14 protein-coding genes are annotated in these 15,112 nt (G+C 74.5%); 11 read left to right on the top strand and 3 right to left on the bottom strand.

Annotation, left to right across the window (positions count from 1 at the left end; translation table 11 throughout):
* Positions 1–70: 70 nt before the first annotated feature.
* Positions 71–1,087, top strand: a complete 1,017-nt coding sequence (locus FXF52_RS09195) for a GlxA family transcriptional regulator (protein ID WP_148795402.1) — start codon at positions 71–73, stop codon at positions 1,085–1,087.
* 8 nt (positions 1,088–1,095) lie between these two features.
* The gene (locus FXF52_RS09190) at positions 1,096–1,689 is read left to right on the top strand and encodes a hypothetical protein (protein WP_148795400.1); all 594 of its coding nucleotides are present in this window, start codon (positions 1,096–1,098) and stop codon (positions 1,687–1,689) included.
* Positions 1,690–1,940: 251 nt separating this feature from the next.
* On the opposite strand, the gene FXF52_RS09185 is transcribed toward FXF52_RS09190, so the two are convergent.
* Positions 1,941–3,200, bottom strand: a complete 1,260-nt coding sequence (locus FXF52_RS09185; RefSeq protein ID WP_187413396.1) for an MFS transporter — start codon at positions 3,198–3,200, stop codon at positions 1,941–1,943.
* A gap of 177 nt (positions 3,201–3,377) precedes the next feature.
* Here FXF52_RS09185 and FXF52_RS09180 point away from each other — a divergent pair, with 177 nt between their 5' ends.
* From FXF52_RS09180 to FXF52_RS09160, 5 genes are all read left to right on the top strand, one after another.
* Positions 3,378–4,826, top strand: coding sequence for an alpha/beta fold hydrolase (locus FXF52_RS09180; RefSeq protein ID WP_148795395.1), 1,449 nt, complete (start codon positions 3,378–3,380; stop codon positions 4,824–4,826).
* 11 nt (positions 4,827–4,837) lie between these two features.
* A complete protein-coding gene (locus FXF52_RS09175; RefSeq protein ID WP_148795393.1) occupies positions 4,838–5,491 on the top strand; it encodes a class I SAM-dependent methyltransferase in 654 nt (217 codons plus the stop codon).
* Entirely contained in the window at positions 5,491–6,468 is a 978-nt protein-coding gene (locus FXF52_RS09170) for an asparaginase (protein ID WP_148795390.1), read from the top strand. Before FXF52_RS09175 ends, FXF52_RS09170 begins: the two co-directional genes overlap by 1 nt.
* A gap of 133 nt (positions 6,469–6,601) precedes the next feature.
* A complete protein-coding gene (locus FXF52_RS09165) occupies positions 6,602–6,844 on the top strand; it encodes a DUF5522 domain-containing protein (RefSeq protein ID WP_148795388.1) in 243 nt (80 codons plus the stop codon).
* An 83-nt stretch (positions 6,845–6,927) separates the two neighbouring features.
* Complete coding sequence (locus tag FXF52_RS09160; RefSeq protein WP_148795386.1) at positions 6,928–7,476, top strand: hypothetical protein; 549 nt, start codon at positions 6,928–6,930, stop codon at positions 7,474–7,476.
* A gap of 33 nt (positions 7,477–7,509) precedes the next feature.
* Here the strand turns inward: FXF52_RS09160 and FXF52_RS09155 are convergent, their stop codons facing one another.
* Positions 7,510–8,196 (bottom strand): metal-dependent transcriptional regulator, encoded by a 687-nt coding sequence (locus tag FXF52_RS09155; RefSeq protein WP_148795383.1) that lies wholly within the window; start codon positions 8,194–8,196, stop codon positions 7,510–7,512.
* Positions 8,197–8,294: 98 nt separating this feature from the next.
* Between FXF52_RS09155 and FXF52_RS09150 the strand changes: the two genes are divergently transcribed.
* Genes FXF52_RS09150 through FXF52_RS09140 form a run of 3 tightly spaced genes read left to right on the top strand, consistent with a single transcriptional unit; the run spans position 8,295 to position 12,962 of the window.
* Positions 8,295–9,152, top strand: a complete 858-nt coding sequence (locus tag FXF52_RS09150; protein WP_148795381.1) for a sulfurtransferase — start codon at positions 8,295–8,297, stop codon at positions 9,150–9,152.
* A gap of 47 nt (positions 9,153–9,199) precedes the next feature.
* Complete coding sequence (locus tag FXF52_RS09145) at positions 9,200–10,381, top strand: acetoin utilization protein AcuC (RefSeq protein WP_148795379.1); 1,182 nt, start codon at positions 9,200–9,202, stop codon at positions 10,379–10,381.
* Between the two features lie 25 nt (positions 10,382–10,406).
* Entirely contained in the window at positions 10,407–12,962 is a 2,556-nt protein-coding gene (locus tag FXF52_RS09140) for a bifunctional GNAT family N-acetyltransferase/acetate--CoA ligase family protein (RefSeq protein WP_148795377.1), read from the top strand.
* 69 nt (positions 12,963–13,031) lie between these two features.
* Here FXF52_RS09140 and sigB read toward each other — a convergent pair whose 3' ends face one another.
* Positions 13,032–14,048, bottom strand: a complete 1,017-nt coding sequence (sigB, locus tag FXF52_RS09135; protein WP_148795375.1) for an RNA polymerase sigma factor SigB — start codon at positions 14,046–14,048, stop codon at positions 13,032–13,034.
* Between the two features lie 227 nt (positions 14,049–14,275).
* On the opposite strand from sigB, the gene FXF52_RS09130 reads away from it, so the two are divergent.
* Entirely contained in the window at positions 14,276–15,064 is a 789-nt protein-coding gene (locus FXF52_RS09130; RefSeq protein ID WP_148795373.1) for a sporulation protein, read from the top strand.
* Positions 15,065–15,112: the final 48 nt, after the last annotated feature.

Here is a 15,112-nt window from a genome sequence, read left to right as displayed (position 1 = left end):
GCGGCTCGGACCAGGCGCCGGGCAGGGGCCGGCGTGCCAACCGTCGACGGATTCCCGCCAGGATGGACGCATGCATCAGATGGTGGTCCTCGCCTACGACGGGGTCGTCCCGTTCGACCTGTCCGTGCCGGTCGAGGTGTTCGGCCGGGCGCACCGGGCCGACGGCAGCCCGGCCTACCAGGTTCGCGTCTGCGCCGGCACAGCGGAGGTGCGGGCCGGCGCGATCAGCATCAGGGCGCCGTACGACCTGTCGGTGCTGGCCGAGGCCGACACCATCGTCGTGCCGGGGGTGGCCGACCTCGACGCGGCGCTGCCCGCGGCGGTCCTCGACGCCCTCGCCGCCACCCCGGCCCGGCTGGTGTCGATCTGCACGGGCGCCTTCGTGCTGGCCGCCGCGGGGCGGCTCGACGGCCGGCGGGCCACCACCCACTGGGCAGCCGCAGCCGAGCTGGCGCGCCGCCATCCCACGGTCACCGTCGACCCCGACGTGCTGTTCGTCGCGGACGGACCGGTGCTCACCTCGGCCGGCGCGGCGGCCGGATTCGACCTGTGCCTGCACGTCGTGCGCGGCGACCACGGGGCCGCGGTCGCCGCGGACACCGCGCGCAGCTGCGTCATGCCCCTGGAGCGTGCCGGTGGCCAGGCACAGTTCATCGCGTACGAGCCGCCCGCGCCGGCCGGGCACAGCCTGCAACCGCTGCTCGGGTGGCTGGCCGACAACCTGCACCGCCCGCTCACCCTGGCCGACATCGCCGGGCGGGCCGCGATGAGCACCCGCTCGCTCAGCCGGCACTTCCGGGATCAGACCGGCACCACACCGGTGCAGTGGCTCAACCGGCAGCGGATCCGCCGCGCCCAGCAGCTGCTGGAACGCACTGACCAGCCGGTGGAACGGGTCGGCACGCTCGTCGGCTTCACCTCCCCGACGGCCTTCCGCGAATCCTTCCGCCAGATCGTCGGCGTCCCGCCCCGCGCCTACCGCGCCGCGTTCCCGCCCTCTGCGCTGAAGCCGCGCGCCGTTGCGAGGGCCGCAGCGGCGGCTGATGATCACGTACGATCCGGTTCCGCGCGTTCCGACGACGGGTGAAGGCGGCGATGACGACCAACGGACGGTTCCGCGAGCGCACGGCCTCCACCCCACCAACTCGGCGGCCGGCCGTCGTTGCCGCTCTGACGGTCACCATTGCCCTGGCGCTGACCAGCGGATGCTCGCTCAGCGAACGGACGACCGACCGGGCGCTGCCCCAATCCCCGGCCGCCACCGCAGTGCCGGACGCGACTGCCGTGCTGCCCTGGGCATCAGCGATGGTCGCCCGCAACGGCACCGACATCACCGTGTACGCCGGCCCCGGTGACGCCCCGTGCAAGGAGCCCTGGCAACCGCAGGCGACGGCCAGCGAGCAGGACGAGACTCAGGTGGTTGTCACGGTGACGGCTCGCGTCGTGGACGCCGCCGACTGCGCCGCCACCGGTTCCGCCCTTCCCCTCGTCGTGTCGCTGCGGAAGCCGTTGGGCCGGCGGGTGCTGCGTGACCCCGCCACCGTGCAGCCGCCGCCGACCTACTTTGAGCGTGATCTGCCGGACCTGTCCTCGAACAAACAATGGAGCCCGCATCCCTCACACTGGATGTCGACGGACACCGGCTGGCATCAGGGCTACAACGGCCCCGGGGGTCCGGGCTGCTCCTGAGCGCGCAACCCACCGCTGACGTGAGCCTCTCCGACCCGGTCACGACCGTCGCGATCGGCTCGCGCCGAGGCACCGTCACCGGTGACGCAAAGAGGTCCTGGACGGTTTGGTGGGAGGCCGGGGCCGCGACCTATTCACTGCGATTGACGCCGACAGAGGGCGGCAGGTTCACGCTGACGCAGTTCAAACAGTTCAAACAGGAGCTCGGCAGATTGAGGTGGCGCTAGCGGGGCAGGGGATGGGCAGGGCCCTCAGGCCGGCGTGAAGTCGCGCATCCGGCGCAGCGGCGAGCAGACCACGAACAGCGCGGCGCTCCACATGCCGAGCACGCAGACCAGCAGCGCCGGCCGCAACCCGAGCCGGGTGCCGAGCGCACCGCCGAACAGGGCGCCGAGCGGGATCGCGCCGTAGCAGATCCACAGGAACGCCGCGTTGACCCGACCCAGCAGCCGCGCTGGGGTGACCCGCTGCCGGTACGACATGGCCGCCACGTTGAACAGCACCGCGTTGGCCGAGAACGCCGCCATGCCGATGCCGTAGAGCAGCGCGCCCCAGCCGGGTCGGGCCAGCGGCATGAGCAGGTAGAGCGGGCCGGGCGCGGCCATCGACACCCAGATGGTTCGGGCGCTGCCGATCAGCGCGGTCAGCCGGCCGGCCACTACGCCGGTGAGCAGCCCGCCGACCGAGCCCACGGCGAGGAGCACTCCGATCGTGGCGGGGGAGGCGTGCAGGGTGCGCAGCAGGAACGGCACCTCGATGGCGTGGGAAGCCATGACGAAGAAGTTCGAGGTCGTCGTGCAGGCGAGCACCAGGGCGAGGATCCGCTGCCGGCGGATGAAGCCCAGGCCCTCGGTCAGCGCCGCCCGGAGCGGGACCCGTCCGGGCGCCGTCGCGCCGGGCCGGTGCCGGATCAGGACCAGGGTCACGGCGCTGGCCAGGAAGCTCAGGCCGTCGGCGAGGAAGGTCCGGGTGGCGCCGAGCAGCCCGACGAGCGCGCCGCCGATGCTCGGCCCCGCTAGCTGGGCGACGTTCTCGCTCACCTCCAGCCGCGCGTTCGCCGAGGTCAGATCGTGGGCCGGCACCAGGGCGGGCAGCAGGCTCCGGTACGCCACGGTGAAGGCCACGGTCAGCACGCCGGAGAGCCCGACCACGACGTACAGGAAGGAGAGGGTGAGGTGGCCGACCAGGGCGACCACCGGCACCGAGAGCAACAGCGCCGCGCGGCCCAGGTCGCAGGCGATCATCAATCGCCGCTGGTCGACCCGGTCGGCCAGCACCCCGGCCGGCAGCGAGAAGATCAGGTACGGCAGCCAGGCCAGGACGGTCAGCAGCGAGATCTGGAAGATGCTCGCGTCGAGGACGGCCGTCGCCAGCAGCGGCACGGCCACCCCGGAGACGCGGGTGCCGACCTCGCTGACCGTCTGGCCGCTCCACAGCAGCAGGAAGTTGCGGCTCCGCCAGAGCGAGGGGTGGCTCGTGGTCGCGGGCGCCTGGGTCAGGTGCTGGGTCACTGTCCGGCCTGTTCGTCGGTCACGCCGCGGCCGGTCGCCGCAGCCGGGGCACGGTAACCCGCGGCCGGGCCGGCGGGCACGGCTATTTCCGGCGGATCGGACACCGGCTGTGACCAGGGGGACACGGGGAGCGTCGCTGGTGACTAACCTGGACGGACCGCGATGATGGAGGCCGGCATGCCGCTGCACCGCCAACGCACGGTCCTCGCCTTCCTGCTCCCCGTGGCCTGGGGACTGGCCGCCGGCTGGTGGACCCCGCGCGGCCCTGGCACGGTCGGCACCGCCCTCGCCTCGATCGGGATCAGCCTCGCTGCCGGGCTGCTGGCCGGCTGGCTGAGCCGCTCCCGGTGGGCGATGCTCGCCGCACCCATGCTCTTCGCGGTCAGCGTCGAGATGGTCCGGATCGGCCTGCGCGGGCCGACCGTCGACCGGCCGCATCTGAGCGGCTTCGGCCTGGTGGCCCTGCTGGCCGGGCGCGGGGTGCACGGGCTGCTCGCCCTGCTGCCGCTGCTGGTCGGTGCGGCGTACGGGGCCGGGATCGCCCGCTGGGTCGGTGGCGTGGTGCCGCGCGGGCCGGTCCTGCGGTGGCTCGGCCGGGGCGGCGTCGGCCTGCTCGCCGCCGTCCTCGCCCTGGTCACCGTCGGTGCGGCGGTGCCGGCCCGCACCGTGTCCATCCCGGGCGGGATCGCCCGGTTCGACTCGGTCCCCTCCGCCGGCCGCCAGCTCGGGCTGCTGATCCGGGGCACGGACCCGACCGCCCCGGTGCTGCTGGTGGTGCCCGGCCCGCCCGGCGGCTCGGAGATCGCCTCCGTACGCCGGCACCTGGCCGCCCTGGAACGGCACTTCGTGGTCGTCGCCTGGGACCGCGCCGCCGGCCCCCGGTCCTGGTCCGCGTTCCGGTCCCCCGGGTGGACGCTGGAGGACGAGGTGGCCGACCTGCTCGCGGTGACCCGGCACCTGCGGAAGCGGTTCGGTCGGGACCGGATCCACCTGCTCGCCCACTCCGGCGGCACCATCCCCGGCCTGCTCGCCGTGCAGCGCCACCCCGAGCTGTTCGCCGCGTACGTGGGCGTCGGGCAGGTGGTGAGCCTGCGGGAGGCCGACCGCAGCCAGTACGCCGACACCCTCGCCTGGGCCCGGCGCACCGGCCGGGCCGGGCTCGCCGACCGGATGGCCGCCCAGGGCCCGCCGCCGTACCGGGACATCTGGGCGTACGAGCCGCTGCTGACCAACGAGGCCGGCGCCTTCGCGTTCGACCGCGCCGGCGCAGGCGAGGACGAAACCGGAATGGTCGGGAACCTCGGGGTGCCGGAATACAGCCCGCTGGAGACCGCGCACGTCTTCGGGTTCCTCGACGGCTGGGACGTGCTCTATCCCCGGTTGCAGGACCTGGACTTCCGCCGGGACGTGCGGCAGCTCCAGGTCCCGGCGTACTTCGTGGACGGTGCGCACGAGGTGCCGGGCCGGCTGCGCCTGTTCGACGAGTGGTACGCGCAGCTCCAGGCGCCGCGCAAGGACCATCTGGTCATCCCGGGCGCCGGGCACCGGTCGCTGTTCGAGCGGCCGGAGCCGTTCGTCGCGTACCTGGCCCGACTCGGGGAAGGGACGGATCCGCCCGGCGACTAGGGTTCCCGGTCGTGACCGAACCGATCTGGCTGACGGAGACCCGCGCCGCGTACGACACGGTCGCGGTGGACTACGCCCGGCTGCTTCCTGAGGTGGTGGAGGGCCCGCTCGACCGGGGGATGCTGGCCGCGTTCGCCGAGCAGGTCGGGCCCGGCCGGCCGGTGCTGGAGGTGGGCTGCGGCACCGGCCGGGTCACGTTCCACCTGCGTGACCTCGGGCTGGACGTGAGCGGCGTCGACCTCTCGCCCGGCATGATCGAGGTGGCCCGCCGGGCCTACCCCGAGCTGCGCTTCGAGGTCGGCTCGATGACCGCCCTGGCGCTGCCCGACGCCGGGCTGGCCGGGCTCGTCGCCTGGTATTCGATCATCCACCTGCCGCCCGAGCTGCTGCCCGTTGTGTTCGCCGAGTTCCACCGGGTGCTCGCCCCAGGGGGGCACCTGCTGCTCGCGGTCAAGGCGGGCGACCAGCGGATCCGCCTTGAGCAGGCGTACGGCCACAGCGTCTCGTACGACGTGCACTGGCTGCCCCCGGACCGGCTCGCCCACCAGCTCACCGCGGCCGGGCTGATCGTGCGGGCCACGCTCGTCCGGGCGGCGGAGGTCGCCTTCGAGCGGGGACCGCAGGCCTTCCTTCTGGCCACCCGACGCCACGAGGAGGCGCACTGATGACCGTCGCGCTGTTCACGCTCGGCGGCACGATCGCCATGGCGGGAACCAAGGGGCAGGGCGTGGTGAGCCGACTCACCGGGGCCGAGCTCACCGCCGCCGTACCGGGGCTCGCCGACATCCCGCTCGACGTGCACGACGTGCAGGCGGTGCCGAGCGCCGCGCTGACGTACCGGCAGGTCCTGGACCTGGTGGCGGCGGCCGGGGCGGCGGTGACGGGCGGGGCGACCGGCGCGGTGGTCACCCAGGGCACCGACAGCCTGGAGGAGAGTGCCTTCCTGGCCGATCTGGTCTGGCCGCACGAGGCACCGCTGGTGCTCACCGGCGCGATGCGCAACCCCACGCTCGCCGGCCCGGACGGCCCGGCGAACCTGCTCGCCGCCGCCCGGGTCGCCGCCGCGCCGGCCGCGCGCGACCTCGGCGTGCTGGTCGCGTTCAACGACGAGATCCACGCCGCGCGGCATGTCCGCAAGACCCACAGCACCAGTACGGCCACCTTCGTCTCGCCCAACGCCGGCCCGCTCGGCCACGTCATCGAGGGAGAGGTACGCCTGCTCACCCGGCCGCCCCGGCGCGCCCCGCTGCCGCCGGTGGACGCCGACCGGCTGGCCGCCACCCGGGTGGCGCTGCACACCGTCACCCTCGACGACGACGTGGCCCTGCTCGACGCGCTCGCCCGCGACCTCGACGGGCTGGTGGTGGCCGGTTTCGGGGTGGGGCACGTGCCCCCGGACTTCGCTCCGGCGCTCGGCGCGCTGGCGGAACGGATGCCGGTGGTGCTCACCTCCCGGACCGGGGCCGGGTCGGTGCTGCGGCACACGTACGGGGCGGTGGGCTCGGAGACCGACCTGCTCCGGCGGGGGCTGGTCTGCGGTGGGCTGCTCGACCCGTACAAGGCGAAGGTGCTGCTCCGGCTCCTGCTGGCCGGCGGCGCCGACCGAGCCCAGGTCGCGGACGCCTTCCACCGGTACGGGTGACCCGGTGCGCTCCAAGATCCGCACGATCAGGGAAGTTGCTGGATCGCGGCACGAGGAGACAGCAACTCCCCGGATGTTGCGCGCCTGGTGGTGACCGGGCAGGCGGCCGGGCCGGGCTCCGTAGACTCGCCCGGTGACCGGAGAGCGACGACCCCTGGCGGACCGGCCGTTGACCGAGCCGCACCCGTCCCGGCTGTCGCCCGATCGCCCCGACCGGGAGCGGATCCTGGCCGCCCACGCGGCCGCGCTGGCCGCCGGGGAGGCCGGTTACCTGGACCCGGAGACCGGGCTCTTCGTGCTCACCGCCGGGTTCCTCGCCCGACGCGGCACCTGCTGCGGGCGCGGCTGCCGGCACTGCCCGTACGTGGTCGATTGAGGACTTCCCTCCCACGCGAGCACCCCGTACGGTGTCCGACGGACATCCGGCGGGCAGCCCGCCGCGAGGGTGGAGGGATCAGCGTGCATGCCCGGACCTGGCTGGCCGCTTCGGCCGTACTGCTGACCGCCGGCTGTGCCGCGGAGGCCACTCCGGTGGCGCTGCCGCCGGCGGCGCAAGCGCCGGTGGAGGTGGCGGCGGCGTCCTCGGGTGGCGCGTGCCGGCTGCTCGACTTCGAGGTGATCGCCAAGCACACCGGGGCGCACTTCGACGTGGCCGCCGCCGTGGAGCAGGGCGACACCCACACCTGCGTGGTACGCGCCGAGCGCAGCCTCCTGCCGGAGTTGACCCTCAGCGTCACCGACACGTCGATCGACACGTCGGGCTTCACCCAGGACGTGCTGCCCCGCGGCGCCACGAAGATCAGCAAGCTGGGGAAGATCGCCTACCGGCAGAAGCTGCCGAAGAAGGGCAAGGCCGGGCCGGGGGCCGAGGTGGGCTGGCTCGCCACCGAGGGGCGGCTGGCCACCCTCCGCTGGACCAGCCCGCCAGGGACGGATCCGGCGGAGGCGGAGAAGATGGCCGGCAAGCTGGTCAACCTGGCCAAGGCGGTGGACACCCGCCGGCTCTGACCGGCGGGGTCGGCGAAGATCCTGACCGGCGGGTCAGCGGGCCGCGACGAACACCCGGGAGGCCACCTCGCGAGGCAGCCGGACCCGGTCGCCGGAGCGGTCGATCGAGACGCCGTCGCGCTCCTGCGCCACGGTCACCGTGGCGCCCGGGTCGACGCCCGCCGCGTGCAGTTGCCGGAGCACGTCCGCGTCGGTCTGCACGCTCTCGCAGATCCGCCGCACCACCACCGGGCCGGCGAGGCCGGGGAAGGCGAGGTTGCGCTCGGTCTCCGCGGACTCGGTCTCCGGCTCGCCGGGCTCGCCCAGCTCCTCCAGCCCCGGGATCGGGTTGCCGTACGGCGAGCGGGTGGGGCGGTTGAGCAGGTCGTAGACCCGCTTCTCCACCGCGTCGCTCATCACGTGCTCCCACCGGCAGGCCTCGTCGTGGGCCTCCTCGTAGGGCATCCCGATCACGTTCACCAGCAGCAGCTCGGCCAGCCGGTGCTTACGCATGACCGAAACCGCGGTGCCGCGGCCCAGCGGGGTGAGCGACAGGTGCCGGTCGCCCTCGACCGTGAGCAGGCCGTCCCGCTCCATCCGGGCGACGGTCTGGCTGACGGTGGGACCGCTCTGCTTCAACCGCTCCGCGATCCGGGCGCGCAGCGGCGGCACCCCCTCCTCCTCGAGCTCGAGGATGGTGCGCAGGTACATCTCGGTCGTGTCGACCAGGTCATGCTTCACGTCAGCGGCCTCCCGGTGATCGATGTTACCCGGACCCACCGACGATCGGCCGACGCCGAACCGCGAGGTCGCTGCCCGGATGGTGTTGACTGGACCGCATGTCCGGAACCGATGACCTGCTGATCGAGCCCGACCGGCTCGCCGCCGAGCTCGACCGCGCCGACCCGCCCACCCTGCTCGACGTCCGGTGGCGGCTCGTCGGGCCGCCCGGCTGGGACGACTACGCCGCCGGCCACCTGCCGGGCGCCGTCTTCATCGACCTGGACACCGAGTTGTGCGGCCGGCCGGGCGCGGCCGGCCGGCACCCGCTGCCCGACCCCGCCGCGCTCCAGGCCGCACTGCGGGCCGCCGGCGTCCGCGCCGGTCACCCGGTCGTCGTGTACGACGGCGGCGACGGCATGTCCGCCGCCCGGGCCTGGTGGACGCTGCGCTGGGCGGGCCACCGGGCGGTGCGGGTGCTGCACGGCGGCTTCCCCGCCTGGGCCGCGGCCGGGCTGCCCGTCGCCACCGAGGCGCCCACGCCGGCCCCGGGCGACGTCACCGTGGCGCCGGGGGCGCTGCCCGTGCTCGACGCCGGGGAGGCGGCCCGGCTGGCCGCCGCCGACACCGGGGTGCTGCTGGACGTGCGGGCCGCCCCCCGCTACCGGGGCGAGACCGAGCCGATCGACCCGGTCGCCGGGCACGTGCCCGGCGCGGTGAACCTGCCCGCCCCGGAGTACGTCACCGACGGCCGCTTCCCCGCCGCCGAGGCGCTGCGCGAGCGGTTCGCGGCCGCCGGGGTCGCCGAGGGCGCGCCGGTCGGGGCGTACTGCGGCTCGGGGGTGACCGCCGCGCAGGCGGTGCTGGCGTTGCACCTCGCCGGCCGACCGGACGCCGCCCTGTACGTAGGCTCGTGGAGCAACTGGGTGGCCGACCCGGACCGTCCGGTGGCCACCAGTGGGCCGTCCGGCCGCTGACTGTGCGTGCGGTGGGCGGGGTCGGGCGCCCGTGCGACGATGAGCCCATGGCCGACGACACGGTGGTGGTGTGGGACGAGGCCCTGCTCGCCTACGACATGGGTGATCATCCGCTCGACCCGGTCCGGGTGGAGTTGACCATCGCGCTCGCCCGCGATCTCGGGGTGCTGGACCGGCCCGGGGTCCGGTTGGTCAAGCCGGAACCGGCCGACGACGAGCTGCTGAGCCGGGTGCACGACCCCCGCTACCTCGACGCCGTGCGGGCCGCCCCGCGCGACCCGCTCTTCGCCGGCTACGGGCTGGGCACCTCGGACAATCCCGTCTTCGACGGCATACACGAGTCGAGCGCGCTGGTCGCCGGCGCGAGCGTGGCCGCCGCCGAGGCGGTGTGGCGCGGGGAGGCGCGCCGGGCGGTCAACGTGGCCGGCGGGCTGCACCACGCCATGCCGGACCGGGCCGCCGGGTTCTGCGTCTACAACGACCCGGCGGTGGCCATCGCCCGCCTGCTCGACCTGGGCGCGGAACGGATCGCGTACGTGGACGTGGACGTGCACCACGGCGACGGGGTGCAGGAGATCTTCTACCGCGACCCGCGGGTGCTCACGGTCAGCCTGCACGAGACCCCGCTCGCGCTCTTCCCGGGCACCGGCTTCCCCGACGAGACCGGCGGGCCGGGTGCGGAGGGCACCGCGGTCAACGTGCCGCTGCCGCCCGGCGTCGGGGACGCGGCCTGGCAGCGCGCCTTCCACGCCATCGTGCCGTCGGTGCTGCGGGCGTTCCGGCCCCAGCTCCTGGTCACCCAGTGCGGGGCCGACGGTCACCGGCTCGACCCGCTGGCCGACCTGCGGCTCTCGGTCGACGGGCAGCGGGCCACCTACCTGGCGTTGCGGGCGCTCGCCGACGAGCTGTGCGACGGCCGCTGGGTGGCCTTCGGCGGCGGCGGGTACGCGCTGGTCGAGGTGGTGCCCCGGGCGTGGACGCACCTGCTGGCCGTGGCCACCGGGGACCCCCTCGACCCGGCCACGCTCACCCCGCCGACCTGGCGGGAGTTGGCGGCGAAGCGGCGGCCCAGCCGCGAGGTGCCGCTGCGGATGACCGACGACGCCGACCCGGCGTACGAGCCATGGCAGCCGAACGGCGAGCCGAACGCGGTGGACCGGGCGATCGCGGCCAGTCGCCGGGCGGTCTTCCCGCTGTTCGGGCTCGATCCGCACGATCCACGCGACTGACCGGCGGTTGGGGGAGGACCGAGCGGTGACCACAGTCGAGCAACCGGCGGACGTGCTGCTCAGCGACGGCACGACCGTCCAGCTGCGACAGATCCGCCCGGACGACGGCCCGGGGATCGTGGGGATGCACTCGCGCTTCTCCGAGCGCACCCGCTACCTGCGCTACTTCTCGCCATATCCGCGTATCCCGGAGCGGGACCTGCAACGTTTCGTCAACGTCGACCACCGCGACCGGGAGGCGTTCGTGGTGCTGGCCGGCGGCCGGATCGTCGCCGTCGGCCGGTACGAGCGGCTCGGCCCGGGGTCGCCGGAGGCCGAGGTGGCCTTCGTGGTGGAGGACGCGTACCAGGGCCGGGGGATCGGCTCGGTGCTGCTGGAGCACCTGGCCGACGCGGGCCGCCGGTTCGGCATCGTGCACTTCGTCGCCGAGGTGCTCCCGGCCAACGGGGCGATGCTGCGGGTCTTCTCCGACTTCGGCTACCAGGTCCAGCGCCAGTACGCCGACGGCGTGGTGCACCTGAGCTTCCCGATCGCCCCCACCGAGGCGACTCTGGAGGTGCAGCGCGGCCGGGAGCACCGCACCGAGGCCCGCTCGATCGCCCGGCTGCTCGCCCCGCGCGGCATCGCCGTCTACGGCGCCAGCACCACCGGGCAGGGCGTCGGCGCGGCCCTGCTCGGGCATCTGCGCGACGGCGGCTTCACCGGCGCGATCGTCCCGGTGCACCCGACGGCGGCGACCGTGGCGGGGCTGCCCGCCTATCCGTCGGCGGTCGACGCTGGGCTCGACGTGGACCTGGCGGTGGTGGCGGTGGCCCCGGAGGCGGTGACCGAGGTGGTCGCCGACGCCGCGAAGGCCGGCGCGCATGGGCTCGTGGTGATCTCGGCCGGTTTCGCCGAGTCCGGCCCGGCGGGAGCGGCCGCCCAGCGTGCCCTGGTCCGCGCGGCCCACCTGGCCGGCATGCGGGTGGTCGGCCCGAACTGTCTCGGCGTCGCCAACACCGACCCGGCGGTACGCCTCAACGCCACGCTCGCCCCGGTGCTGCCGGCCTCCGGCCGGGTGGGCGTCTTCAGCCAGTCCGGCGCGTTCGGGGTGGCCCTGCTGGCCGAGGCGTCGCGGCGCGGGCTGGGCCTGTCCAGCTTCGTCTCCGCCGGCAACCGGGCCGACGTCTCCGGCAACGATCTGCTCCAGTACTGGCAGGACGACCCCGGCACCGACGTCATCACGCTCTACCTGGAGACCTTCGGCAACCCGCGTAAGTTCGCCCGGCTGGCCCGGCGGATCGGCCGGAGCAAGCCGATCGTGGCGCTCGCCTCGCTGGCCCGCCCGCCCGGGCTCGGCGACGGGCCGGCGCTGGACGCCGCCGCCGTCAGTGCGCTCTTCGCCCAGTCCGGGGTGATCCGCGTGGACACCGTCGCCGAGCTGCTCGACGTCGGCGTGCTCCTGGCCCACCAGCCGCTGCCGGCCGGCCGGCGGGTCGCCGTGGTCGGCAACTCCTCGGCGTTGACCGGGCTGGCCGCCACCGCGTGCGCCGCCCAGGGCCTCACCGTGGCCGACGGCTACCCGTACGACGTCGGCCCTCGGGCCGGCGCCGCCGAGTACGCGGCCGCGCTCGCCGCCTCCGCCGCCGACGAGCGGGTGGATGCGGTGGTGGCCGTCTTCGCGCCGCCGCTGCCCGGCCAGCTCACCGACCCGGAGGCCGACTTCACCGCCGCGCTGCCCGACGCGGCGACCGTCGGCAAGCCGGTGGTGGCGACGTTCATCGCCGGCCGGGTGCCGGCCGGGGTGCCGGCGTACCCGAGCGTGGAGGAGGCGGTCCGGGCGCTCGCCCGGGTCAGCACGTACGCCGACTGGCTGCGCCGCCCGCCCGGGGTGCTGCCCGAGCTGGACCGCATCGACCGGGCCGCCGGACAGGCCGCGCTGCGGGTCGACGGCGCGGACGCGGCGGCGCTGCTCGGGGCGTACGGGATCGACGTGGTGGGGTCGGTGCCGGCGCGCTCGGCCGACGAGGCCCTGGCGGCGGCCGAGCGCCTCGGCTACCCGGTCGCGCTCAAGGCCGCCGCCCCGGGGCTGCGGCACCGCCTGGACCTCGGCGCGGTCCGCCTCGACCTGGCCGACCCGGCCGCGCTGCGCCGCGCGTACGCCGAGATGGCTGCGGCCTTCGGCGCGGACGTCCTGGTCCAGCCGATGGTTCCGCCCGGGGTGGCGTGTGTGGTGGAGCTGGTGGAGGATCCGGCGTTCGGTCCGGTGGTCGGCTTCGGGCTGGGTGGGGTGGCGACCGAGCTGCTCGGTGACCGGGCCTGGCGCGCGGTGCCGCTGACCGACCGGGACGCTGCCGAGCTGGTCGATGAGCCCCGGGCGGCGCCGTTGCTGCGCGGGTACCGGGGCGGCGTGCCGGTGGATCGGGCGGCCCTGGTCGACCTGCTGCTGCGGGTCGGGCGGCTCGCCGACGAGCAGCCCCGGGTGCGCTCGCTGACCCTCAACCCGGTGTTGGCCCGGCCGGACGGCATCTCCGTGCTGCACGCCACCGTCCGCACCGGCCTCGAGTCACCCCGCCCGGACACCGGCCCCCGCCGGCTGTAGGGAAGGGCCTCAGGTCCAAGCACTGGAGGCCCCGGCGAACCGCCGGGGCCTCCAGTGGGGCGGGCCTGCTCAGCAGGCGTACGCCTCCAGGCGGTTGGCCCGCTCCGGGGCGCGCAGCTTCAGCAGGGTGACCTTCTCGATCTGCCGGATCCGCTCCCGGGACAGACCGAACTCGCGGCCCACCTCGTCGAGCGTGCGCTGCCGGCCGTCGTCCAGGCCGAACCGGAGCCGGATTACCGCCTGCTCCCGCTGGGAGAGGGTGGCCAGCACGATCCGTACCTCGTTGCGCAGCTCGCCGTTGGCGGCCGCGTCGCCCGGCTCCTCGCGCGGGTCCACCGCGGCGACGAAGTCACCGAGCGCGCTCTCGCCGTCGTCGCCGACCGCCTGGTCCAGGCTCACCGGCTCCCGGTCGTACGAGATCAGCTCGATCACCTGGAACTCGGGGATCTCCAGAGCCTTCGCCACCTCGGCGACGGTGGGTTCCCGGCCCAGCGTGACGGACAGCTCGCGGCGGATCCGGACCATCCGGTTGACCTGCTCGACCATGTGCACCGGGATGCGGATGGTGCGGGCCTGGTCGGCCATGGCGCGGGTGATGGCCTGGCGGATCCACCAGGTGGCGTAGGTGGAGAACTTGTAGCCCTTGGTGTAGTCGAACTTCTCGACGGCGCGGATCAGGCCGAGGTTGCCCTCCTGGATCAGGTCGAGGAACGCCATCCCGCGACCGGTGTAGCGCTTGGCGATGCTCACCACCAGCCGCAGGTTCGCCTCCAGCAGGTGGTCCTTGGCGGCCCGGCCCTCGGCCACGATCAGCTCCAGGTCGGCGCGCAGCTCGGCGGAGACCGGGGTGCAGGTGGCCAGCTTCTCCTCGGCGAACAGGCCGGCCTCGATGCGCTTGCTCAGCTCGACCTCCTGCGCGGCGGTGAGCAGCTTGGTGCGGCCGATGCCGTTCAGGTATGCCCGGACCAGGTCCGTGGAGACGCCGCGCTCGTCGGTGGCGTCCAGGTCGGTCAGCGTGTCGGTGCCGAGCTCGGCGTCGATGGTGGCAGCCGGGCGGGTCTGGTGCTCGATCATCTGCTGGGCCATCTCTGTCTCTCCCCGTGTCCTTCGTGCCGCGTACCGGGTTCCGTGCCGCGTGCCGGCCCGGTGGTGCCGGTACGAAACAGCTTGGCGGTCGAGGCGTGAAACGGGAGTGAGGCGATCGGGGAACCGACAGCAATCCGTGCGGAACGTCCGGTGCCGCTTGCCGGAGGCGGTTACCGTGCCAGCGGTCGGCCACCCGGGCCCGGCAGCACAGGCGATGGGAGGACGCGGTGGTCTTCAAACGGCTCATGCAGGCGATGGGAGTGGGCGGTCCGTCGGTGGAGACGGTGCTGGCCAACCCGAACTGCCGCCCGGGCGGGCACCTGGAGGGCCGGATCCAGGTGGTCGGCGGGGACCACCCGGTGGACGTGACGTACGTGGCGCTGGGCCTGGTCACCCGGGTCGAGGTGGAGAGCGGCGACTCCGAGTACGACACCACGCAGGAGTTCGGCCGCCGGCCGGTGACCGGCGCGTTCCGGCTGGACCCGGGGCAGCGGTACGAGGTGCCGTTCCGCTTCGAGGTGCCCTGGGAGACCCCGCTGACCGACCTGTACGGCCAGCACCTGCACGGCATGACGATGGGGCTGCGTACGGAGCTGGAGGTGGCCCGGGCGGTGGACAAGGGCGACCTGGACCCGGTGGCGGTGCACCCGCTGCCCGCCCAGGAGCGGCTGCTGGAGGCGCTGCTGCGGCTGGGCTTCCGGTTCGCCCGGGCCGACGTGGAGCGCGGGCACCTCTACGGCGTACACCAGAGCCTGCCGTTCTACCAGGAGATCGAGTTCCACCCGGCGCCGCAGTACGCCAGCGCGATCAACCAGCTGGAGGTCACCTTCGTGACCGACCCGCACCAGGTGCAGGTGGTGTTGGAGCTCGACAAGCGGGGCGGCCTGTTCACCGAGGGCCGGGACGCCTTCGGGAGATTCACCGTCGACCACGCGACGGCCGACCGCACCGACTGGGCCGCCCAGCTGGACGCCTGGCTACGCCAGTCCCTCCACCGCCGCGGCCTCTTCTTCTGACCCCCTCGGCGCGTCGATCATGAGTTTGGCGGCAGGAACAGAGATCGA

It is taken from the genome of Micromonospora sp. MP36 (assembly GCF_008119785.1).
Classification (GTDB): Bacteria; Actinomycetota; Actinomycetes; order Mycobacteriales; family Micromonosporaceae; genus Micromonospora.
The sequence above is the reverse complement of the archived record's forward strand: the minus strand, read 5'-3'. Positions and strand labels throughout refer to the sequence as shown.